Origin of the sequence: Porphyrobacter sp. TH134, assembly GCF_002855495.1 — a bacterium.
Lineage (GTDB): Bacteria > Pseudomonadota > Alphaproteobacteria > Sphingomonadales > Sphingomonadaceae > Erythrobacter.
Genome location: NZ_PKRO01000018.1, coordinates 41,474 through 61,601, shown reverse-complemented (window position 1 = coordinate 61,601; position 20,128 = coordinate 41,474). Strand labels below are relative to the sequence as shown.

Sequence of the window (20,128 nt, the reverse complement as noted above, 5' to 3'; positions counted from 1 at the left end):
GTCATGCTCTCGGCTGTACCCGGCGCATGATCGGCTCAGACTGATGCCGAAATCGGCGGGAGCTCCAATAAGCTACACCACGCCGTGGGACACGATCCATGTCCGCGGGCAGGTAACAACAGTTCTGGCCAGGTCGCCGCAGTCTCATGCGGGATTTGGGGGCGACAACGAAGGCCCGCTCAAGGAGCCTTGGCCGCCTGCGGTGACGCTTTTGGTCAAAGCGGGCAGGTTTTGTTGTCAAAGGACAAAAAGCTGGATGCCCCGCAAGGATTCGAACCTTGATTGACGGAGTCAGAGTCCGCTCTCTTACCATTAGAGGACGGGGCATTGGCTTTCCCAGGCGTGGCCGGGGTGTCAGCGGAAGTGCTCCCTAGTTTTGTGCAGCCACAAGGTCAAGCATGCGTTGCGCCGGTCTGCTTGCTCTCGGGCCGTGCTTGGGTTAGCTTGCACTCAAGTGCCATGCGCTTGAAGGTTCGCGCATGGTGAGATGAAAGTCTGATGATCATGGCGGAAACACTCCCGCCGGACAGGAATAAAAGTGCTGGGAAAAACCGGGGTGGCAAGTCCGGCAAGGTAGCCGATTTCCGCTACCAGCGCCCCCCTCAGCCCGATGCCCGAGCCTGCGGCGGCAATGGCCGTAGCAAGGGCGCTAACGGCGATGGGCGCCGTGCGGGGCGCGGCAAGACTACGCCTGCAAACCCTGCATCATCGGCGCGGCCCGATCTGGCCGATATCGGCGCGATGAAGCCATCGTCGCACGGCGAGGCCTATGCCGCGCTTGACCTTGGCACCAACAATTGCCGTCTGCTGATCGCCCGCCCATCCGGCCGGGATTTTACTGTGATCGACGCGTTCAGCCGGGTGGTGAAGCTGGGCGAAGGGCTTGCCACCAGCGGGCGATTGTCCGACGCGGCGATGGAGCGCACGCTGACGGCGCTCACGATCTGCGCGGACAAGCTCCAGCGCCGCAATGTGCGGCTCGCCCGGTCGGTTGCGACCGAGGCATGCCGCCGCGCCGAGAACGGCTTTGCCTTCATTGAAAGGGTGCGGCGCGAAACGGGCATCGCGCTCGACATCATCAGCGCCGAGGAAGAAGCCCGGCTGGCGGTGCTGGGCTGCCATATCCTGCTCGAATCCGGCGACGGCCCGGCGGTGATCTTCGATATCGGCGGCGGATCGACCGAACTGGTGCTGGTCGAAGCGGGCGGGGAAGGCAGCCGGGTGCCGCGCATTCTTGATTGGCAGAGCGTGCCGTGGGGCGTGGTCTCGCTCACCGACACGGTCGGCCGTCTCGAAGACAGCGAGGCAGCCCGTATCGCCCGCTTTGCCCGGATGAAGGCGATGGTAGCCGAGAGTTTTTCCCCCTTCGCCGCGCGGGTAACTGCGGCGGCGCGGCATCCTGATATCCGCCTGCTGGGCACCAGCGGCACGGTAACGACGCTCGCCAGCCTTTATCTCGAACTGCCCAGCTATGATCGCAAAGCGGTCGATGGCTTGATCGTCCCGGCGACTGAAATGCGCGAAATCAGTGCGCGGCTTTCGGTCATGACCCCCTACGAACGCAGCACCCTGCCCTGTATCGGCCAGGACCGCGCCGATCTGGTGGTGGCGGGCTGTGCGATTCTCGAGGCAATCCTCGATCTGTGGCCTGCACGGCGGTTGGGGGTGGCCGATCGCGGCATCCGCGAAGGCATCCTAAGGAGTATTATGGCCGCTGAACGCCAATCGGAACGCTCGTTGAAGGCGCTGCACAAACAGCGCTCGGGGCGCCGCCCCTCATGACTCGCGGAACCAAGGAACCCAGCAAGCGGGTCAAGACCGCCAAGGGGCGGACCGCCAGCCAGGTCCGCTGGCTCGAACGCCAGCTCAACGATCCCTATGTCCGGCAGGCGAAGGCCGATGGGTATCGCAGCCGCGCTGCCTACAAGCTGATCGAATTGGATGAGAAGTTTGGTTTGCTCAAAGGGGCGAGTCGCGTGGTCGATCTCGGCATTGCACCGGGCGGCTGGGCGCAGGTGGTGCGCGCCAAGAAGCCGAAGGCCGAAGTGGTGGGGATCGATCTCTTGCCGGTCGAACCGCTTGAGGGCGTGACGATATTCCAGATGGATTTCATGGCCGATGAAGCCCCGGCCGCCCTTGCCGAGGCTTTGGGCGGACCGCCCGACCTGATCCTGTCCGACATGGCCGCCAACACCGTGGGCCACAAGCAAACCGATCACCTGCGCACGATGGGGCTGGTCGAAGCGGCGGCGTGGTTTGCGGTGGAAAATCTCGCGCCGGGCGGTGCTTTTGTGGCCAAGGTGCTGGCGGGCGGGACGGATAGCGATCTGCTGGCGCTGCTGAAAAAGCACTTTGCCGCTGTCAAACACGCCAAACCCCCGGCGAGCCGCAAGGGATCGTCCGAGTGGTACGTTATTGCTCAGGGATTCAAAGGGTAAGCTGCCCCGGGCGCGGCGCAGACCGTTAATCTGCGCCCTCGCCCGATGCCGGAAAACCTATTCTGCGGCCTTGGGATCGGTGCCAGCTTCGTCGGCTGCCACGGTTTCGGCCTCGGCTTCAGCCGCCGCTTCGACGCCCTCTCCTGCGGCAGCATCAGCGGCCGGTGCCGAGGCGGCAGGAAGCGGGATGTTTGCGCCCTTGGAATTGAGGTAGGCGGCAATCGCTGCACGATCTTCAACCTTGGAAAGGCCCGCAAAGCTCATCTTGGTGCCCGACACCATCGCCTTGGGGTTCTTGAGCCAGGTGTTCATCTTTTCCCAGTCCCAGGTCCCGCCAACCGCCTTCATTTCAGCGCTGTAGGCAAAACCGGCCTTGGACGCGACCGGGCCGCCCATGACGCCGCCAAGGTTCGGACCAATGCCATTGGCACCGCCCGCATCGATGGTGTGGCAGCTCTGGCACTTGGAATAGGCCTTTTCGCCCGCAGCGATCAATTCGGCAGCTGGCATCGCGTTGAGCGCGTCAGCGATCGAAACCTCTGCCGGGCCGGCGCTTTCATCGACCGCGCCTTCGATCACATAGCCGAGCTTTTCCGGCCGCTCAGGCTTGTCGCCATGGAAGTACTTGCTCGACAGGATCGAAAGGCCGAGGCCCACGACACCTGCAAACAGCACCCACCCGGCAGCCGTGTTGAACAGATCGCCGCCACCATTCTGGCCTGCGGCTTTATCCTGCGAAGAGTTATCCTGTGTCATCCCGCGCGGTCTTTAGTGTCGGCTGTCCAGCGGCGCAAGACTGATCGTGGCATGAATTCTTGCACCTTTTGCAAGCGGGCTTGCCCCGGCGTGCTGCGCGCTCTAGGCCGCTGACATCATGCGATCCTTTCCGGCCCCCGCTCTTGAACTTGTCGACCGGATGCGGGTTGCCGCAGCCGCCGACCCTGCGCGCGCGATTGCGTTTCAGGGTTCGCCCGGCGCGAATTCGCACCGCGCCGCCACCGAAGCGCGGCCCGAGATGCACCCCCTGCCGTGCTTCAGCTTCGAAGATGCACTGGAAGCGGTCAAGGATGGGCGGGCGGCACAAGCGATCATCCCGATCGAGAATTCACAGCACGGCCGGGTGGCCGATATCCATTTCCTGCTGCCCGAAAGCGGCCTGTTCATTGTCGGCGAGTATTTTATGCCGATCCACCATGCGCTGATGGCGCTGGGTTCCGGCCCGTTCGAGGCCGCGTATAGCCACCCGCAGGCGCTGGGCCAGTCGCGCCATTACTTGCGGACACGCGGGATCGTGCCGCTCAGCCACGCCGACACAGCAGGCGCGGCGGCCTATGTGGCCGAGCGCGGCGATCCTACCGTCGCCGCCATCGCCCCGGCACTCGCAGCCGAGCTGTATGGCCTCACCATCATCGAACACAATGTCGAGGATAGTGCGGACAACATGACGCGCTTCGTGATCCTGGCCCGCCAGCCGCTCGGGCACGAAGCGCTCGACGGCAGACCGGTGATGACAACGTTCATCTTTGAAGTGAAGAACATCCCTGCCGCCTTGTACAAGTCGCTTGGCGGGTTCGCGACCAACGGGGTCAACATGACCAAGCTGGAAAGCTACCAGCAGGGCACCAGCTTTGCCGCTACAACCTTTTATGCCGACATCATCGGCGCGCCGGGCGACCCGGCGGTCGACCGGGCGCTGGAAGAATGCGCGTTCCATTCCAAGCAATTGCGCATTCTGGGCTGTTACCAGCAGGCCCGCGCCAGAGGATAGGGTGCAGCCAGCGCGGGGCTAAAGCGGTTTCCCGTTGCGCCGCGCCAAGCGCCGTGCCACCACCACTGGCGGGATGACCGCAGCGGCCGCAACCACGCCTACCGAAGCGTTAGCAGGATCTGGCGGGTCACCGCCCGCCGGGTGGCAGGCATTGCGCAGCGACAGCGATCTGCAATTCGCGCCGGTGACGATCCCCGAGATTCCGCTGCGCAAGCCCCATTGGTTTCAGGAATGGCTGTTAGACGTCCTCGACGCGCTGGCCGAACTGTTCGCTCCCTTGGGCCGGGCGCTGGGCACTTCGTGGTGGTGGTTGCAATGGGCGGTGCTTGGGCTGGTGGTGCTGGGCACACTGGTCTTGCTGGTGCGCCTGATCACAGGGGAGCGGGCTGCGCGGGGGCAACGTGCTGCGGGCGATAGCGGGCTGACGGATAACTGGCGCCCTGATACGGCTGCCACCCTGGCGCTGCTTGATGATGCCGACCGTCTCGCCGCCGAAGGCCGCTTTGCCGAGGCGGTTCGCCTGCTTCTCCAGCGCAGTGTCGGCCAGATCGCCGCCGCGCGGCCCGGCCTGGTCGAACCATCGAGCACCGCGCGCGAGCTTGCCGCGTTGCCCGCCCTGCCGGAAACCGCACGCACGGCCTTTGGCGTCATCGCGCAGCGGGTCGAACGCTCGCTATTTGCGCTGCGGGCGCTTGACCGGGCCGATTGGGAGGCAGCCCGTAACGCTTATGCCGAGTTTGCCCTTGCACGGCTCGGCCAGCAGGGGCGCAGTGCATGACCGCACCTACCCCTTCAGCCTTCTCGCGCAGCGGCGCGCTGGCGCTGGTTGGCGGCGGCTTTGCCCTGTTTGTCGCGATGCTCTGGCTGATCGGCGCGGGCAGCGACTTTGGCGGGACTGGCGGATCCACGCAGGCGCACGCGGCGGCCAATGGGTTGAACGGCTATGCAGGGCTGGTTCGGCTGGTGGAGGCGCAAGGCTATGAGGCCCAGCGGTCGCGCAGCAGCGCCGGGCTGGAAACCGATGGCCTGCTGGTGATTGCGCCTGCCGCCTATACCGATGCTGACGACATCGCAGGTATACTCAAGGCGCGCTCGGCCCTGGGCCCGACGCTGGTGATCCTGCCGAAATGGCTGGCCATGGCGCCGACTGATCGGCTGCCCAAAGAAGCGCGCAGCAAGTTCAAGCGCGGCTGGGTGATGCTGGGCGCGCCGATCGCCAGCGGCTGGCCGGAAAAGCTGCCCCTGCCCTATCGCTTCGATCACAAGCTGACCGGCGGCGAGGATGGCGGCGCGGCGGCGCGCTGGCAGGGCATGGGCCACGCCGGCACTCTGCCGACCCCGGCGATGCTCTATGCCGAGCCTGCCGCCAGTCACGACGTTCTGATCACCGGTGCGGACGGACGAACGCTCGCCTTCCGGACCGCACCCCAGTCCGGCGGCGCAGGCGGGCAGCCGGTCATTTTTCTGGCCGATCCTGACCTTGCCAACAATTACGGCCTCGCCGATCCGGCCCGCGCGGCGGCTGCCATTGCGCTGGTGGACACCTTGGCGGGCGACAGCGGGACCGACATCGTTACCTTCGACATGACCCTGAACGGCTTTGGCGCGAGCGAGAACCTGCTGACCCTCGCCTTCCGCCCGCCGTTCCTCGCCGCGACCTTGAGCCTGATCGCCGCGCTGCTGATCGTCGGCTGGCGCGCGTTTCAGCGCTTCGGCCCGCCAGCCGCGCCTGCTGGCCCCGACATCGCCTTTGGCAAGCGCCAGCTGATTGCCAACGGCGCAGGACTGATCGTGCGCGCGCAGCGATTCGGGCTGCTGGGTGCGCCCTATGCCGCCCTGTCGGCCCGGCGCATCGCGGAAAAGCTGGGACTTGCGCGGGCAGATGGCGCCGCAATCGATGCCGCATTGGCGCGCCGCCTGCCAGCCGAAGAACCCTTCACCCGCCGCGCCGCGCGGCTCGAATCGGCCCGCAAACCCGCCGACATTCTGGCGGCCGCACAGGGCCTCGATGATCTGCACACCAAGCTTTCCGAGCCAGCTTCCACAGGAACACTCACCCGATGACGATGACACTCGACCATGTCCGCAGCCTTGCCGATGCGATCCGCGCCGAAATCGCCAAGGCGATTGTCGGGCAGGACGATATGGTCGACATGCTGCTGGTCGCCTTGCTGAGCGAAGGGCATGTGCTGCTGGAAGGCCCGCCGGGCACCGCCAAGACCTTCCTTGCCAATGCCTTCGCGACCGCACTGGGGCTCGATTTCGGGCGCATCCAGTTCACCCCCGATCTGCTGCCGGGCGACATTCTGGGGTCGAACCTGTTCAACTTCCAGAGCAGCCAGTTCACGCTGACGCGCGGGCCGATTTTCTGCGATCTGCTGCTGGCGGACGAGATTAACCGCACCCCGCCCAAAACGCAGGCCGCGTTGCTGGAAGCGATGCAGGAACGCCGGGTGACGCTGGACGGCGAAACCCACGCCTTGCCGGAACGCTTCATGGTAATCGCAACCCAGAACCCGATCGAAAATCAGGGCGTCTATCCCCTGCCCGAAGCCCAGCTTGACCGCTTCCTGTTCAAGCTGCTGGTGCCCTACCCGACTGAACACGAAGAAGCGCGGATCGTTGCCACCTATGGCCAGCGCTCCGGCCCGCAGCGGCCCGCGGATCTGGGGGTGGCCCCTGTCACCAACGCCGCCGGGATCACCGCTGCCAGCGCCGCACTGGCGCAGGTGACGGTGGCGGACGAGATTACCGCCTATGTTGTGCGCCTGATCCGCGCCACCCGCGATCACCCCGCACTCACCGTGGGGGCAAGCCCGCGCGCGGCGGTGTTGCTGGCCGGCGCAGCCCGCGCCCGCGCGGCGCTGGAAGGGCGCGACTATATCATCCCCGATGACGTGAAGGCGCTTGCCGTGCCGGTGCTGCGCCACCGCCTGACGCTCAGCCCCGCGGCGGAAATCGATGGCCGCAGCATGGAAGCGCTGGTCGCCGATCTGGTCGAAGCGACCGAAGCGCCGCGCTGACCCGATGGCGCGCCTCGCTCTCCCCCGCCTGAACATGCCGCTGGTGCCGACCGAGCGCGCGGCGTGGATCGCGGCGGGGCTTGCGCCCGTGGCCGTCGTGATTGCCGCCACCGCGCCGGGCGCATGGGTGATCGCGCCGCTGCTGGGGGCCGCCTTGCTGATGCTGGTGGTGATCGACGCCGGCTTGGCAGGGCCGGTGCTGCGCTGGGGGATCGAGGCCCCGGCCGATACCGAGATTGGCCAGCCCACCCGCATCACCGCCCATGCACGGTTCGGCAGGGCAGGGGTCGGCAGGGCGACAGCCGCGCTGGCGTGCGATCCCCGGCTGGCGGCGCAGGGGCGTGCGATCATTCCGGTGGGGCGCTCATCCGATGGCGGGCAATGGCAAGGCACCATCGATGTCAGCCCGGCCCGGCGCGGAACCGCGCCGATGACGGCGGCCTGGCTCAAGTGGCACGGCCCGCTTGGCCTTGGCGCGCGGCAGGAGACACGGGCGCTGGACAAAGCGGTGCGCATCTGGCCCGACCTCTCGCCCGTGCGCTCGCCCGATTTGCAGACCTTTCTACGCAACGCCCAGATCGGCCTTATCAACCGCCGCATCCGGGGCGAAGGCACCCAGTTCGAGGCTTTAAGCGAATACGAAGCCGGGATGGACCGCCGCCGCATCGACTGGAAAGCCAGCGCGCGCCACACCCGCCTGTTTGCGCGCGAGAACGAGAGCGAGCGGAACAACCAGATCGTGTTCGCCTTTGATTGCGGGCAAGCGATGTGCGAGCCGGTGGACGGCCTGCCACGGATCGACCGGGCGGTCTCAGCAGCGCTGACCTGCGCCTATGTTGCGCTGAAAGGCGGGGACAAGGTCGCGCTGTTCGGCTTTGCCCGGCGGCCGCAGATCATGACCCCCTTCATCGCCGAACCGCGCGCCTTCCACCGCTTGCAAAGCGCGGCCGCCGGGCTGGATTACGACGCGGTCGAGCCCAATTTCACCCTGGCGCTGGCGACGCTGACCGCCAAGCTCCAGCGCCGTTCGCTGGTGGTGGTGTTTTCCGATTTCACCGATCCGACCGCGGCCGAACTGATGGTCGAAAGCTTGGGGCGGCTGGTGCGCAAGCATCTCGTCCTGTTCGTCACCATGACCGATACCGAAGTCGAAACGGTGATCGCCCAATCGCCCGGCGATCTTGCGACCCTGGCCCGCGCGGTCACCGCCGACAGCATCGCGCAGCAGCGCAAACTGGTGCTGACACGGCTGCGGCGGGCAGGGATCGACGTGCTCGAAGCCCCGTGGCAATCCATCGGCCCGCGCCTGATCGACCGCTATCTGGCGATCCGGGGCAGCGAGGCCATCGGGTGATGGGCGGATGAAGGCGCCTGTGTTCTCCGCCTGGTTCGGTCGCGGGGCTGTTACCGCTCCGCCCGATATCGAAAGCGCGGCGCTGCGTTCCGACCGCTTCCGGCTGGAGCGCGAGGGCGAGTGGCGGCGGCTTGAGGATATTGTCGCGCGGATGGAGCGCGGCGGGTTGCGGCGCATCGCTGACGATGATCTGATCGCGCTGCCCGCCTTGTACCGGACCGCGGCCTCCAGCCTTTCGGTGGCGCGCGAGACGAGCCTTGATGCGGCCACGCTCGCCTATCTCGAAGCGCTGGTGCAGCGGGCGTGGTTTCAGGTCTATGGCCCGCGTCAGGGGTTTGCGCGCTGGCTGCGCGGGTTTCTGCTGGGCGGATGGAGCCGCGCGGTGCGCGCGCTGTGGCTCGATATCTGTATTGCGCTGTTCGTGATGGTGGCCGGCGCAGTGGTCGGCTGGCTGCTCGTGGCCGGCGACGAGGCGTGGTATTACCGCTTGTTCCCCGCCCGGCCGGGCGAGCCCCGCGTGCCGGGTGCCAGCCGCGACCAGTTGCTCGCCACCCTCGGCAACGAGGAAAGCGCCGCCGGGCTCGCCGGGTTTGCCGCCCAGCTGTTCAGCAACAATTCGGCGGTGTGCATTCTGGCCTTTGCGCTGGGCTTTGCCTTCGGCATCCCGTCGCTGCTGCTGCTGGTGCATAATCTGGCGCTGCTGGGCGCATTGTTGTGGCTGTTCGACACGCAAGGGCTGGTGGTGGAACTGGCCGCATGGCTCAGCGTTCATGGCACCACCGAATTGTTCGGCATCCTGCTGGCAGGCGCGGCGGGGCTGCATATCGGGCGGGCGATGGCCTTTCCGGGCGATTTACCGGTGCTGGATGCAGCGGCGGCAGCCGGGCGCCGATCCGCCGTGGTGATGGTCGGCGTGGTTATCATGATGGTGGTGGCCGCGCTGCTTGAGGCCTTCCCCCGCCAGCTGGTTGAAGGCACCGCCAGCCGGTTCCTGATTGGGGGCACGATGCTGTTGTTCTGGCTGGCCTATTTCGTCCTTTATCGGCCCGGTGTTCCGGCTGGCGACGCGGCGCAGGACGCGCTGCGATGACCGCGCGCCCCGGCGACCGCCGCACCCGGATGCTGACCACGCCCGAGGGGTTGTTGCTGCCGATCACCCTCGCCTCACGCGGGGCGCGTGCCGGCGCGCTGGTGATCGACGTGATGATTATCGGCATCAGCCTGCTCGTCTTTCAGCTGGCGCTGCGGTGGATTTCCGACGGGGTGCTGAGCGGCACCGCGTTTGATCCGGGCAATCTGACGGGCGGCGCGCTCGAATTTCTGGGCATTGTGCTGGCGCTGATCGTGTTTTGCACCTGGTATGGCTATTTTCTGGTGCAGGAACTGGGGCCGCGCGGGGCCACGCTGGGCAAGCGCATCACCGGCATCCGCATTGCTGCACGCGGCGGTGCGCGGCTGACCCCGGAAGCGGTGATCGCCCGCAACCTGCTGCGCGATATCGAGATTTTCTATCCGCTGGTGGCGCTGTTCGTTCTGATAGTGCTGGCCGAGGCCGATCAGGACATTGGTGTCTTGGGCTGGGTGCTGACGGGGTGGTTCGCGCTGTTCCTGCTGTTCCCGTTCTTCAACCGCGACAGCTTGCGGGCGGGCGACATCATCGCGGGCACCTGGGTGGTGGCCCGGCCGCGCACCAAACTGGCCGCCGTACTTTCAGCGCAGGGCGCTGCCGCCGTCGAAGGCGCGAGCGAGGTGACCGGGGCGCGCTATGATTTCGGCGCGGCTGAGCTGGCGATTTACGGCGAGAAAGAGCTTCAGACGCTCGAGCGGATCCTGCGCACCGGAGAACCGGACGCGCTCAGCGCCGTTCACGCCGCAATCTGCCGCAAGATCGGCTGGGATCCCGGTGCGGGCGATGAACGGGCTTTCCTCGAAGCCTTCTATGCGCAGTTGCGCGCCAAGCTGGAGAGTGACATGCGGTTCGGCAAACGCAAAGCGGACAAGTTCTCATGATGATAGGCAGAAGGGGTTTCATCGGCGGCTCGCTGGCTCTGGGCGCGAGCGCCTGCATTCCGCCCGACCAGAGCCCGTTGGGGCGGTTGGCCGCTGAGCTGCGGCTGATCGAGGCGGCAGGCAACGGCACGCTGGGCGCGGAATTGTACGATACGCGAAGCGGGATGTCGGTGGGCCTTAACGCCGACCGGCGGTTCGGCCATGCCTCATCCTTCAAATTCTCCCTCGCCGCGCTGCTGCTCCAACGCCACGCAGCAGGGATGATCGACGCCGACCGGCGGGTGATGTGGACGCAGGCCGACATGATCGCCCACGCCCCGTTCACCACCGAACGCATGGCAAGCGGCGCGAGTTTGCGCGAACTGGCGCGGGCGACGCAGACCACCTCGGACAATCCGGCGGCCAATATCCTGCTGCGCGAGCTGGGCGGCCCAGCGGCACTGACCGCTTTCTGGCGCAGCATCGGCGATGATGTCAGCCGCCTCGACCGTTACGAGCCGGAGATGAACCTCGTCCCCCCGGCCGAATTCCGCGACACCGCGACCCCTGCGGCCATGGCACGCACCGTGGCGAAGATCGTTTACGGCGACGTATTGCCGGACGCCGAGCGAGCGGAGCTGAAAGGTTGGATGGTCGCCACCGAAACCGGCCTCAAGCGCGTGCGCGCAGGCCTCCCCCAAGGCTGGGCCGCGGGCGACAAGACCGGCAGCAGCGGGCTGATCGGCACCGAATACAACTACGTCGATATCGGGTTCGCCGAAGGGCCCAAAGGCGAGCCGCCCATCACCTTCGCCTGCTATTTCCGCGCGCGTCAGGCCGAGGATGACATGCAGGCCCGCGCCGAACTGGCGCTGTCGCGGATCGGACGGATCATCAAGGAATTCGCTGAACCGGAGCGGGGGTTGCCGGTTATCGGCAAGCTTTATTGATCGGGTCGACCCAAACCCGTTCGTGCTGAGCTTGTCGAAGGGCCGTCCTTTTTTCGACGCTTGTTCGAAGAGAAAGGCGGTGCTTCGACAAGCTCAGCACGAACGGGTTCAAATCAATGATCCGGCGTGGCCGAAGCCTTCTCCTCGCCGCCGAAGATCGCTACTTCGCGCACCCCGCCGCTGGTCGCGCGGCCGCGATACATGCCGGTGGTGTTGAAGCTGAAGATCGCGTGACCCTCGGGCGTGACAAGGATCACCCCGCCATCGCCGCCGAGGCTCGCCACATCGGCCATCACGGCGTCGGCGATATATTGGGCTTCCTCGGTGCGGACGCCGTCATTGGCAGCGTCGTCATCCGCCAAGGCGACTTTCACTTCGTTGGTAGCCCGCAGCCGCGCACAAATCTCATGCGCCACACCGACCCGCAGGAAATACTCCCCCCACCCAGTCGCCGACACCGCACAGGCGCGGTTATCCGCATAGGTGCCTGCGCCGATCACCGGCGCATCGCCCACGCGGCCCCAGCGCTTGCCGGTCATCCCGCCGGTGGAGGTGCCCGCCGCCAGATTGCCGTTCTGATCGAGCGCCACCGCGCCCACCGTGCCGAACTTGTGGTCGACATCCAGCGCCGAGAGCTTCTCCGCCTTCAGCCGCTCCAGCGCTTCGGCCCTCGCCGGGGTGGCGAAATATTCGGGCGGGGTGACGGCAAAGCCCTTCTCGACTGCAAAGGCCTCCGCGCCCGCACCCATCAGCATCACGTGCTCGCTCTGCGTGCGCACGGTGTCTGCGAGGAGGATCGGGTTCTTCACCGTCTTCACCCCGGCAATCGCCCCGGCTGAGCGATCGCGGCCGTCCATGATCGAGGCGTCGAGCTCGTTGGTCCCCTCCCAGGTGAACACCGCGCCCTTGCCCGCATTGAACAGCGGTGAATCCTCCATCGGGATGATCGCCGCCTTCACCGCGTCCATCGCGCTGCCGCCCTCGGCCAGCACCTTCGCTCCGGCATCGAGCGCGACCTGAAGCGCAGCTTCGTACTCGGCGCGCTTTTCCGGCGTCATGGCCTTGGGGTCGAGCGTTCCTGCCCCGCCGTGGATCGCAATCGACCACTTGGGCGCTTCGGGCGCGGCGTCTTGGGCCAGAGCAGCGGTGGGGGCCAGGGCGAGAGTGAGTGCTGCGATCAGTTTGTTCATGGACGAGGGGTGTAACGCGTCGCTGACCGTTTCGCCAGCTTAACAGCACGCTTCGTCCACGCTAGGCAGCGGCATGATCTACCGCCCCGCCACCCTCGCCGATGCGCCCGCCCTTGCCCGGCTGGGCGCAGAAACCTTTGTCGCTGCCTTCGGCGATCTCTACCGCCCCGAAGACCTCGCAGCCTTCCTGGCCGAGGTGCACAATCCGCAAGCCGTCGCGGCCGAAATTGCGGGCGACAGCTGCACCCATTGTCTGGTCGAGGATGACGGCGCGCTGGTTGCCTTCTGCAAGCTTCGCTATCCGACCAAATTCGCGGGCTATTCGGACGCGCGTAACCCGATCGAGCTGGGTCAGCTTTACGCCCTGCCCACCCACACCGGCCACGGCATCGGCGCGCGGCTGATGGACTGGGCGCTGGGCGTCGCGCGCGCGCGGTCGCACGATGCGGTCCTGCTGTCGGTTTATGCCGAAAACTACGGCGCACAGCGGTTCTATCAGCGCTATGGCTTTGCCAAGATTGCCGACATCACCTTTCCGGTGGGCGAACAGCTGGATCCGGAATTCCTTTACGAGTGCAAGCTTCAAGCAGGAGAGACACCATGACCGCATTCGGCTGGGCGAGTACCACGGACGAGGTGCTGGAAGGCGTCGACCTGTCGGGGATGACCGTGTTCATCACCGGTGCCAATTCGGGCCTCGGCCAGGAAACCGCCCGCGCGATGGCGGTCCACGGCGCGCATGTGGTGCTGGCCGGGCGCGATCAGGACAAGCTGGACGAAAGCGCCGCAGCGATCATTGCGACCGAGCCTGAGGCGCGGCTTGATACGATCACGGTCGATCTCGCCTCGCTCGAAAGCATCCGTGCCGCGACGTCTCGCGCGCGCCAGCGGTTCGGCAAAATCGATCTGCTGATCAACAATGCGGGCGTGATGGCCTGCCCGTTCGAGCACACCGCCGACGGGTTCGAACGGCAATTCGGCACCAACCACCTCGGCCATTTCGCACTGACGGCCGAACTGATGCCGCTGATCGAACGGGGCACTGCCAAGCGCATCGTCAACCTGTCGAGCCGCGGGCACCATATGGCACCGATGCACTTCGACGACCCCAATTTCGCGCAGCGCCCCTACGATCCGTGGGCGAGTTATGGTCAGTCCAAGACCGCAAATGTGCTGTTTTCGGTCGGAATTGAGCAGCGTTATGCAGTAATGGGCATCCATGCCTATGCGGTGCATCCGGGCGGGATCGAGACCAATCTGGGCCGCCACATGACACCCGAGATGCGCGATGCGCTGATGGCGCGGATCACGTCGCGCGACACGGGCTTTCAGTGGAAGACCATCCCCCAAGGCGCCGCGACCAGCTGCTGGGCGGCGACCGCTCCTGAACTCGAAGGCAGGGGCGGGGTCTATTGCGAGGATTGCCACATCGCCGAAGTGGACGACGAATCGGCCAGTGGCGGGGTGCGATCCTACGCGCTCAACCCCAGCTTTGCCGACCAGCTGTGGAAGCTGAGCGAGGAGCTGACCGGGGCGAAGTTTCCGACCTAGTCTGCGAGAAATTCGCGCAGCAGGCCGATCACATCCTTCGCCTCGCGCGTTGGCAGGATCGCCATGAACACGTGGGGGGCGGCCTCGTATTCGTAGAGCTTGGCGTCCACGCCGGCGGCCCGCAGCTTGCCCAGGAACGACCGCGAATCGACGATGAAGATGTCGTGCCGCCCGGTCCAGATGCGGGTCGGGGGCAGCTGCGCCAGCACTTCTGGCGCGGCATACAGCGGGCTGACCGCAGGATCATCCACCGCGCGGCCTGCTGCCACCAGCGCCCCGCAGGCGCGCAGGGTGCCGATCTTGAGCATCAGGTCATGCGGCTCGACCGCAGCAATCGCAGGGTCTGCCAGCCCGAGATCGAGCCACGGGGCAAACAGCGCCAGCTTGCCCGGCATTGGCCCACCGCTGTTCGCCAGCCTGAGCGCCAGCGCCAGCGCCATATGCCCGCCCGCACTATCGCCATTGAGGATGATCCGCGCAGGATCGTGGCGCGCCGCAAGGTCTGCATAAACAGCATCAGCGAGGCGATCTTGCGCGGTATAGGGCGCCTCGGGCACCATCGGATACAGCGGCACGGTGACGCTGATCCCGCAGGCCTTCACCATTTCGGCGACCAGCGGCCAGTGGACCTTGAACATCGGCTGCACGAACCCGCCGCCGTGGAAATACAGCATGTGCCATCCGCCAGGGCCGCTCTTGGGGTGCAAGGTCACGACCCGCGAGCCCAAAAGATCGCGCTCTTCGATGACAAAGCGCTTGCGGAAGCTCTCGGGCATCGGCGCATCTTGTGGCAGGCGACGCCCGGTCATGGCCTTGTCGAAGCCTGCCGCATCATGCGGAAACACCGGTTTGCTGCGCGCAATCACGAATTTGATGACGCGCATCAGCACGCTTGGGCTGGCGCTGCGCAGCGCGCTGGAACTGTCGGTCAGCATGGCATCTCCCTCGGGTTTTGCCAGAGTGCCGCGCCGGTAAGGCAAGTCAAGCGCTGGCGGTGCGCAGTCCGTCGCCGCGGCCGGGCAGAGCCTTGATCCGCCGCGTCTCGACGTCGAAGATCGCGACACTCACGGCGAACATGGCGATAATCATCGCAAACTCGCCTTCGTCCTCGATGAAGGCGAGCAGATTGAGCACCGCGGGCGCGTGTTCACCCCAGGACGTTACCATGTCGACCACCACACCGAACACCGCCGCGCCGCCGATGCACATGGCGATCAGCAAGCCGTGGACCGCTGCGCGGATGTTGTCCGGACGCAGCGCCATCAGCATTCCCGCCAGCCACACCACACCCACCATCCCGAACACCGCCGTTTCAGCAAGATGATTGGGATGCACCGGCAGCCAGGCGAAGATTGGCATGTCGGCAGCAAACACAAAGCCAAGCTGCTCATGCACCTCGCCCCAGTTATCAAGCGTCAGCCACGCGAACAGGATCGCACTGGTCAGATAGACTGCGCCGCGGGTGCGCAACCACACAAGCAGCAGCAGAACCGCACAAGCCGACGTCAGCGAATATTCGAGAAATTCCGCGAACGAACCATCCTGCGACATGAAAAACTGCGTCGGCAGCGCGGCGCCGGTGGCATCGCCGTAATGGGCCGCCACATCCAGTCCCACCAGCACGCAGGCATAGGGGATCACGCAAATCAGCGCGATGCGCAGCGCGCGCGACTGCGCAAGTTCAAGGCCAGCCTCCCAGAAATCGCTGAATTTGATCATGGTCCTGTCCCGTGCTGCCGCGCCTTGCCCCCGCGCTGTCTTGTTTTGCCTTCGATTGGTAACAAATACCTTGCGGCCACGCCTTCACGAATGACCAAATGTCGCGATGCCTCGATATGCGACGTTTTGCAGATTTGCAGTTAATCGAACCCGGCCCGGATGCCCCGCTGGTCATTGCCCCGCCGCGTCTGAACGACTATAGGCCGCGATATGTCTTCCATCCGTCCGTGGCGCACGATCGAACGGCGCAAATCGCGCCAGATCATGGTGGGGAATGTCCCCGTAGGCGGTGATGCTCCCATCACCGTGCAAACCATGACCAACACCCCGACAGAGGACGTGCGCGCGACGCTCGACCAGATCCGGCGGTGCGAGGAAGTGGGCGCGGACATCATCCGCGTGTCCTGCCCGACGGAAGAATCGACCCGCGATTTCAAGAAGATCACCCGCGGCGCGCGCATTCCCATCGTTGCCGACATCCATTTCCACTACAAGCGCGCATTGGAAGCGGCCGATGCAGGCGCGGCGTGCCTGCGCATCAATCCGGGCAATATCGGTTCGGCGAGCCGCGTTGCCGAAGTCGTGCGTGCCGCCAAGGCCAATGGCTGCGCGATCCGTATCGGGGTGAACGCGGGGAGCCTCGAAAAGGACCTGCTCGAAAAATACGGCGAGCCCTGCCCCGAAGCCCTGATCGAATCTGCGCTCGATCACATCAAGCTGTTGCAAGACCACGATTTCCACGAATACAAGGTGGCGGTGAAGGCCAGCGACGTGTTCCTTGCGGTCGCGGCCTATCATGGCTTGGCCGAAACGGTCGATTGCCCGCTGCACTTAGGCATCACCGAAGCGGGCGGGCTGATCGGCGGCACGGTCAAATCGAGCATCGGCATGGGCAGCCTGCTGTGGGCGGGCATCGGTGACACCATCCGCGTTTCGCTGTCAGCGGAACCGGAAGAAGAGATCAAGGTCGGCTACCACATGCTCAAGGCCCTGGGCCTGCGCACCCGCGGCGTGCGGGTTGTGTCGTGCCCGTCCTGCTCGCGGCAGGGTTTCGATGTGATCCGCACAGTGGAAACGCTGGAAAAGCGTCTCGAACACATCAAGACCCCGATGAGCCTCTCGGTGCTCGGCTGCGTGGTCAATGGCCCCGGCGAAGCGCGCGAGACCGATATCGGCCTCACCGGCGGCGGGAATGGCAAGCACATGGTCTATCTGTCCGGCATGAAAGCCCACGCGATCGATGACGAGGCGATGCTCGATCACATCGTCCGGCTGGTCGAGGAAAAGGCCGCGGCCATCGAAGCAGGCGAAGCGACCGCCTTCGATCCCCACGCAGCACCTGCCGAAGCCGCAGAGTGATCCGGCCTGCGATTGCCGCCATTCTGGCGCTGGCGCTGGCCGCCTGCGCGACGACGGGCGATGCCGCTCCGGCCCATCCCGAAGCGCGTGCCTATTCCGCCGCCGCCGATGCCACCGCTGACGTCGACGCCGCGCTCGCCCGCGCCAAGGTCAACGGCAAGCGCGTGCTGCTGGTGATGGGCGCGAACTGGTGCCACGATAGCCGCGCACTCGCCGGCTGGCTGGAAACTCCGCGCTTTGCCGCGCTGACCACGCAGGCTTACGAGGTTGTGTTCGTCGACGTCGGTGTGCCGCAGACGGGTGAGGGCCGCAATCTTGATATCGCGGGGCGCTTTGGTCTTGCCGATGTTCCTGGCACGCCGGCCCTGCTGGCGCTGACCGCCGATGGCAAGCTGCTGAACCCGGACACCGCCGCAAGCTGGCGCAACGCCGCCAGCCGCAGCGATGATGCCATTTACGCCGAACTCGCCGCTCTGGCCGAGGCTCCCGCGCCGCCTGCCCCATGATCGCTGCCCTGCTTCTTGCATTCGCGCTGGCGATGGACGCCTTTGCCGTGGCCTTGACGCAGGGCGCGCGGTTCCGGCCTTCGCTGCGCGCCGGGCTGGCTATCGCGTTCACTTTCGGTGTGTTTCAGGCGCTGATGCCGCTGGCGGGCTGGGGGATCGGGGCCGTGGCTCTCGGGCTTGTCGAGGCGATCGACCATTGGATCGCCTTTGGGCTGCTGACATTCCTCGGGCTGCGGATGCTGCGGGGGCATGTTGGGGAGGAGGAAGCCTCGCGCAAGCTCACCGGCAGGGCGCTGATCGTGGCCGGCGTGGCAACCAGTGTCGATGCATTGGCGGCAGGGATCACGCTCCCCACGCTCGGCGTTGAACCCCTGCTGGCCGCTGCCCTGATCGGTCTGGTCACTTTCGCCATGAGCGGTGCGGGCGTGTTGCTGGGCCGCAGCGCGGGGGACCGCTGGGGCACCTGGGCAGAACGGGCGGGCGGAGTTATTCTGATCGCCCTGGGCTGCAAGATCCTTGCCCAACATTCGGGCTGGATCTGATCTGCCATGCTCCACGTCGTGCACCATGCCGACTACATGGCGCCCCGGCCGGATCGCGGCACCTTCCGCTTCGATAAATACTATCTCGTCATGGAAGAGCTGCGGGCCAGCGGCGCGCCCATTACCGAGCACGCGCCCGAGCCTTGCCCGCGCGAATGGCTCGAAGCGGTGCATTGCCCCGATTACGTGGATCAGGTGTTCCGGGCCGAGGTGCCGCGCGAGAAGGAACGCCGGATCGGCTTTCCCGTCACTCCCGCCATCACCTCCCGCGTGCGCCACACCAGCGGCGGCACCTGGCTGGCCGCGCAATTGGCCCGCGTGCACGGCTATGCCGCCAATTCCGCCGCCGGCAGCCACCACGCGCTGCACGACACGGGCGCAGGCTATTGCGTGTTCAACGACCTTGCCGTGACCGCCAACCGCCTGATCGCGGAACGGCACGCAACCCGCGTGCTGATTGTCGATCTTGACGTCCATCAGGGGGATGGCACGGCCAGCCTCACAGCGGGGCGAGCGGATATCTTCACCCTCTCGCTCCATGCCGAGAAGAACTTTCCGGTGCGAAAAGCGCGCTCCAGCCTTGATGTCGGTCTGCCGGACGGGGTGGATGATGATGGCTATATGGCTGCGCTTACCCGCCACCTGCCGCAAGTCTTCGCCGATTTTGCGCCCGACGTTGTGCTCTATCAGGCAGGGGTCGATCCGCACCACGACGACAAGCTCGGGCGGTTGGCGCTGACCGATGCGGGGCTGGCGCTGCGTGATCGCTATGTGATCGGCGAAGCGCGGCGCCGCGCCCTGCCCATCGCCTCTGCACTGGGGGGCGGTTATGGCGATGATCCGCGCATCGTCGCCGCCCGCCATGCCGCCTCCATGCTGACCATGGCCGAGGCAAACAGCGCGTTTCCCGCACCTTCCCCTACGAACTGACCCATAGCTGCGATGAACCGTTGCGGCCCGTATTGGGAACCGCGTCGAGGCGGTTTACGTTGCACATTGATGAAGCGGCGCGACATTCTGAAGGGCACTCTGGCAGTGGGTGCAGCCTTGGCGCTGCCATCCCGCCTGTTTGCGTCCGCCGCATCCGGCACGCCGCGTGACCGCATGTTGTTCGACATCGCCAAGCGGGAACTGCTGCGCGCAGGCAATGCGATCTGGAAGCATGACATCGTCGGCATCGCCGATTTCGGGCTGCATTCGGCCAAGCCGCGGTTTCACTTCGTGAACCTGGAGCGTTCCGAAGTGCAATCCTATCATGTCAGCCACGGCATGGGATCAGACCCCCAGCACGACGGATGGCTCAAGGCCTTCAGCAACACGGAAGGGTCAAACGCCACCAGCCGCGGCGCCTATGTCACGTGGGAATGGTACAAGGGCCGCTATGGCACGTCGGTGCGCCTCGGCGGACTTGATTACAGCAACGAGGCAGCCTTGCGCCGCTACATCGTGATGCACCGCGCCGATTATGCCGAACCGGCCCATCTCGACAAATGGGGCCGGCTGGGACGCTCAAATGGCTGCTTTGCGATGGGCGAGGAACAGTTCCGAATGGCGCTGATGCACCTGTCGGGCGGGCGCCTGTTGTTCGCCGATTCGCTGGGGTTGGAAGCGGACGGGAGCATCCAGCCCGTGCCGGAGCTGGCGATGATCGAGCGTGCGCCGCTGGATTATCGGACGGGCACGACCTCCAGCGCGTTCTAGGCCCTAGTGCCGGGTGGCGGTACCGGGCGGTGGTGCCC

22 protein-coding genes and 1 tRNA gene are annotated in these 20,128 nt (G+C 65.8%); 18 read left to right on the top strand and 5 right to left on the bottom strand.

The window, feature by feature from the left end; translation table 11 throughout:
* The coding region (locus C0V72_RS16610) for a hypothetical protein (protein ID WP_233999876.1) at positions 1-286 on the top strand (286 nt) is incomplete at its 5' end.
* Here the strand turns inward: C0V72_RS16610 and C0V72_RS09560 are convergent.
* Positions 254-327 (bottom strand) — tRNA-Gln (locus C0V72_RS09560). The genes C0V72_RS16610 and C0V72_RS09560 overlap by 33 nt on opposite strands.
* 177 nt (positions 328-504) lie before the next feature.
* On the opposite strand from C0V72_RS09560, the gene C0V72_RS09555 reads away from it, so the two are divergent.
* Positions 505-1,782: a Ppx/GppA phosphatase family protein gene (locus tag C0V72_RS09555; protein ID WP_101793910.1), complete on the top strand. Its 1,278-nt coding sequence runs from the start codon at positions 505-507 to the stop codon at positions 1,780-1,782.
* Entirely contained in the window at positions 1,779-2,438 is a 660-nt protein-coding gene (locus C0V72_RS09550) for an RlmE family RNA methyltransferase (RefSeq protein ID WP_101793901.1), read from the top strand. The genes C0V72_RS09555 and C0V72_RS09550 overlap by 4 nt, the downstream gene beginning before the upstream one ends.
* 57 nt (positions 2,439-2,495) lie before the next feature.
* Here the strand turns inward: C0V72_RS09550 and C0V72_RS09545 are convergent, their stop codons facing one another.
* Positions 2,496-3,194, bottom strand: a complete 699-nt coding sequence (locus C0V72_RS09545) for a c-type cytochrome (protein WP_101793900.1) — start codon at positions 3,192-3,194, stop codon at positions 2,496-2,498.
* 118 nt (positions 3,195-3,312) lie between these two features.
* Here C0V72_RS09545 and C0V72_RS09540 point away from each other — a divergent pair, with 118 nt between their 5' ends.
* The 8 genes from C0V72_RS09540 to bla are packed head-to-tail and all read left to right on the top strand — an operon-like array spanning position 3,313 to position 11,522.
* Positions 3,313-4,206 (top strand): prephenate dehydratase, encoded by an 894-nt coding sequence (locus tag C0V72_RS09540; RefSeq protein WP_101793899.1) that lies wholly within the window; start codon positions 3,313-3,315, stop codon positions 4,204-4,206.
* A 34-nt stretch (positions 4,207-4,240) separates the two neighbouring features.
* On the top strand, positions 4,241-4,984 hold the full coding sequence (locus C0V72_RS09535; RefSeq protein ID WP_233999875.1) for a hypothetical protein: 744 nt from the start codon (positions 4,241-4,243) through the stop codon (positions 4,982-4,984).
* Positions 4,981-6,270 carry a DUF4350 domain-containing protein gene (locus C0V72_RS09530; RefSeq protein ID WP_101793898.1) on the top strand — a complete coding sequence of 430 codons (1,290 nt, stop codon included), beginning with the start codon at positions 4,981-4,983 and terminating at the stop codon, positions 6,268-6,270. The genes C0V72_RS09535 and C0V72_RS09530 overlap by 4 nt, the downstream gene beginning before the upstream one ends.
* Entirely contained in the window at positions 6,267-7,229 is a 963-nt protein-coding gene (locus C0V72_RS09525; protein ID WP_172438972.1) for an AAA family ATPase, read from the top strand. Before C0V72_RS09530 ends, C0V72_RS09525 begins: the two co-directional genes overlap by 4 nt.
* 4 nt (positions 7,230-7,233) lie before the next feature.
* A complete protein-coding gene (locus C0V72_RS09520) occupies positions 7,234-8,583 on the top strand; it encodes a DUF58 domain-containing protein (protein WP_101793907.1) in 1,350 nt (449 codons plus the stop codon).
* A 7-nt stretch (positions 8,584-8,590) separates the two neighbouring features.
* Entirely contained in the window at positions 8,591-9,673 is a 1,083-nt protein-coding gene (locus C0V72_RS09515; RefSeq protein ID WP_101793897.1) for a stage II sporulation protein M, read from the top strand.
* Entirely contained in the window at positions 9,670-10,593 is a 924-nt protein-coding gene (locus tag C0V72_RS09510; RefSeq protein ID WP_101793896.1) for an RDD family protein, read from the top strand. The genes C0V72_RS09515 and C0V72_RS09510 overlap by 4 nt, the downstream gene beginning before the upstream one ends.
* Complete coding sequence (gene bla / locus C0V72_RS09505) at positions 10,593-11,522, top strand: class A beta-lactamase (protein WP_233999874.1); 930 nt, start codon at positions 10,593-10,595, stop codon at positions 11,520-11,522. Before C0V72_RS09510 ends, bla begins: the two co-directional genes overlap by 1 nt.
* Positions 11,523-11,635: 113 nt before the next feature.
* On the opposite strand, the gene C0V72_RS09500 is transcribed toward bla, so the two are convergent.
* Entirely contained in the window at positions 11,636-12,712 is a 1,077-nt protein-coding gene (locus tag C0V72_RS09500; RefSeq protein ID WP_101793894.1) for an isoaspartyl peptidase/L-asparaginase family protein, read from the bottom strand.
* 73 nt (positions 12,713-12,785) lie between these two features.
* On the opposite strand from C0V72_RS09500, the gene C0V72_RS09495 reads away from it, so the two are divergent.
* Positions 12,786-13,316, top strand: coding sequence for a GNAT family N-acetyltransferase (locus C0V72_RS09495; protein WP_101793893.1), 531 nt, complete (start codon positions 12,786-12,788; stop codon positions 13,314-13,316).
* A complete protein-coding gene (locus tag C0V72_RS09490; protein ID WP_101793892.1) occupies positions 13,313-14,263 on the top strand; it encodes an SDR family NAD(P)-dependent oxidoreductase in 951 nt (316 codons plus the stop codon). The genes C0V72_RS09495 and C0V72_RS09490 overlap by 4 nt, the downstream gene beginning before the upstream one ends.
* Here C0V72_RS09490 and C0V72_RS09485 read toward each other — a convergent pair.
* The gene (locus tag C0V72_RS09485; protein ID WP_101793906.1) at positions 14,260-15,198 is read right to left on the bottom strand and encodes an alpha/beta hydrolase fold domain-containing protein; all 939 of its coding nucleotides are present in this window, start codon (positions 15,196-15,198) and stop codon (positions 14,260-14,262) included. The two genes, C0V72_RS09490 and C0V72_RS09485, sit on opposite strands and share 4 nt — an antisense overlap.
* A 46-nt stretch (positions 15,199-15,244) precedes the next feature.
* Positions 15,245-15,982: a hypothetical protein gene (locus tag C0V72_RS09480; RefSeq protein ID WP_101793891.1), complete on the bottom strand. Its 738-nt coding sequence runs from the start codon at positions 15,980-15,982 to the stop codon at positions 15,245-15,247.
* 210 nt (positions 15,983-16,192) lie between these two features.
* On the opposite strand from C0V72_RS09480, the gene ispG reads away from it, so the two are divergent.
* The 5 genes from ispG (at position 16,193) to C0V72_RS09455 (ending at position 20,090) form a co-directional block, all read left to right on the top strand.
* A complete protein-coding gene (gene ispG, locus C0V72_RS09475) occupies positions 16,193-17,341 on the top strand; it encodes a flavodoxin-dependent (E)-4-hydroxy-3-methylbut-2-enyl-diphosphate synthase (RefSeq protein WP_101793890.1) in 1,149 nt (382 codons plus the stop codon).
* Positions 17,338-17,847: a thioredoxin family protein gene (locus C0V72_RS09470; protein ID WP_101793889.1), complete on the top strand. Its 510-nt coding sequence runs from the start codon at positions 17,338-17,340 to the stop codon at positions 17,845-17,847. Before ispG ends, C0V72_RS09470 begins: the two co-directional genes overlap by 4 nt.
* Positions 17,844-18,389 (top strand): manganese efflux pump MntP, encoded by a 546-nt coding sequence (locus tag C0V72_RS09465; RefSeq protein ID WP_101793888.1) that lies wholly within the window; start codon positions 17,844-17,846, stop codon positions 18,387-18,389. The genes C0V72_RS09470 and C0V72_RS09465 overlap by 4 nt, the downstream gene beginning before the upstream one ends.
* A gap of 6 nt (positions 18,390-18,395) precedes the next feature.
* Entirely contained in the window at positions 18,396-19,319 is a 924-nt protein-coding gene (locus C0V72_RS09460; RefSeq protein WP_101793887.1) for a histone deacetylase family protein, read from the top strand.
* 69 nt (positions 19,320-19,388) lie between these two features.
* Positions 19,389-20,090, top strand: coding sequence for a murein L,D-transpeptidase catalytic domain-containing protein (locus tag C0V72_RS09455; protein WP_101793886.1), 702 nt, complete (start codon positions 19,389-19,391; stop codon positions 20,088-20,090).
* Positions 20,091-20,128 lie beyond the last annotated feature (38 nt).

Coding starts and splice junctions, on each gene's coding strand:
- C0V72_RS09520 (WP_101793907.1), top strand. CDS start 7,234: ATGGCGCGCCTCGCTCTCCCCCGCCTGAACATGCCGCTGGTGCCGACC.
- C0V72_RS09525 (WP_172438972.1), top strand. CDS start 6,267: ATGACGATGACACTCGACCATGTCCGCAGCCTTGCCGATGCGATCCGC.
- C0V72_RS09545 (WP_101793900.1), bottom strand. CDS start 3,194: ATGACACAGGATAACTCTTCGCAGGATAAAGCCGCAGGCCAGAATGGT.
- C0V72_RS09515 (WP_101793897.1), top strand. CDS start 8,591: ATGAAGGCGCCTGTGTTCTCCGCCTGGTTCGGTCGCGGGGCTGTTACC.
- C0V72_RS09465 (WP_101793888.1), top strand. CDS start 17,844: ATGATCGCTGCCCTGCTTCTTGCATTCGCGCTGGCGATGGACGCCTTT.
- C0V72_RS09485 (WP_101793906.1), bottom strand. CDS start 15,198: ATGCTGACCGACAGTTCCAGCGCGCTGCGCAGCGCCAGCCCAAGCGTG.
- ispG (WP_101793890.1), top strand. CDS start 16,193: ATGTCTTCCATCCGTCCGTGGCGCACGATCGAACGGCGCAAATCGCGC.
- C0V72_RS09455 (WP_101793886.1), top strand. CDS start 19,389: ATGAAGCGGCGCGACATTCTGAAGGGCACTCTGGCAGTGGGTGCAGCC.
- C0V72_RS09495 (WP_101793893.1), top strand. CDS start 12,786: ATGATCTACCGCCCCGCCACCCTCGCCGATGCGCCCGCCCTTGCCCGG.
- C0V72_RS09530 (WP_101793898.1), top strand. CDS start 4,981: ATGACCGCACCTACCCCTTCAGCCTTCTCGCGCAGCGGCGCGCTGGCG.
- bla (WP_233999874.1), top strand. CDS start 10,593: ATGATAGGCAGAAGGGGTTTCATCGGCGGCTCGCTGGCTCTGGGCGCG.
- C0V72_RS09540 (WP_101793899.1), top strand. CDS start 3,313: ATGCGATCCTTTCCGGCCCCCGCTCTTGAACTTGTCGACCGGATGCGG.
- C0V72_RS09500 (WP_101793894.1), bottom strand. CDS start 12,712: ATGAACAAACTGATCGCAGCACTCACTCTCGCCCTGGCCCCCACCGCT.
- C0V72_RS09555 (WP_101793910.1), top strand. CDS start 505: ATGGCGGAAACACTCCCGCCGGACAGGAATAAAAGTGCTGGGAAAAAC.
- C0V72_RS09550 (WP_101793901.1), top strand. CDS start 1,779: ATGACTCGCGGAACCAAGGAACCCAGCAAGCGGGTCAAGACCGCCAAG.
- C0V72_RS09490 (WP_101793892.1), top strand. CDS start 13,313: ATGACCGCATTCGGCTGGGCGAGTACCACGGACGAGGTGCTGGAAGGC.
- C0V72_RS09510 (WP_101793896.1), top strand. CDS start 9,670: ATGACCGCGCGCCCCGGCGACCGCCGCACCCGGATGCTGACCACGCCC.
- C0V72_RS09460 (WP_101793887.1), top strand. CDS start 18,396: ATGCTCCACGTCGTGCACCATGCCGACTACATGGCGCCCCGGCCGGAT.
- C0V72_RS09480 (WP_101793891.1), bottom strand. CDS start 15,982: ATGATCAAATTCAGCGATTTCTGGGAGGCTGGCCTTGAACTTGCGCAG.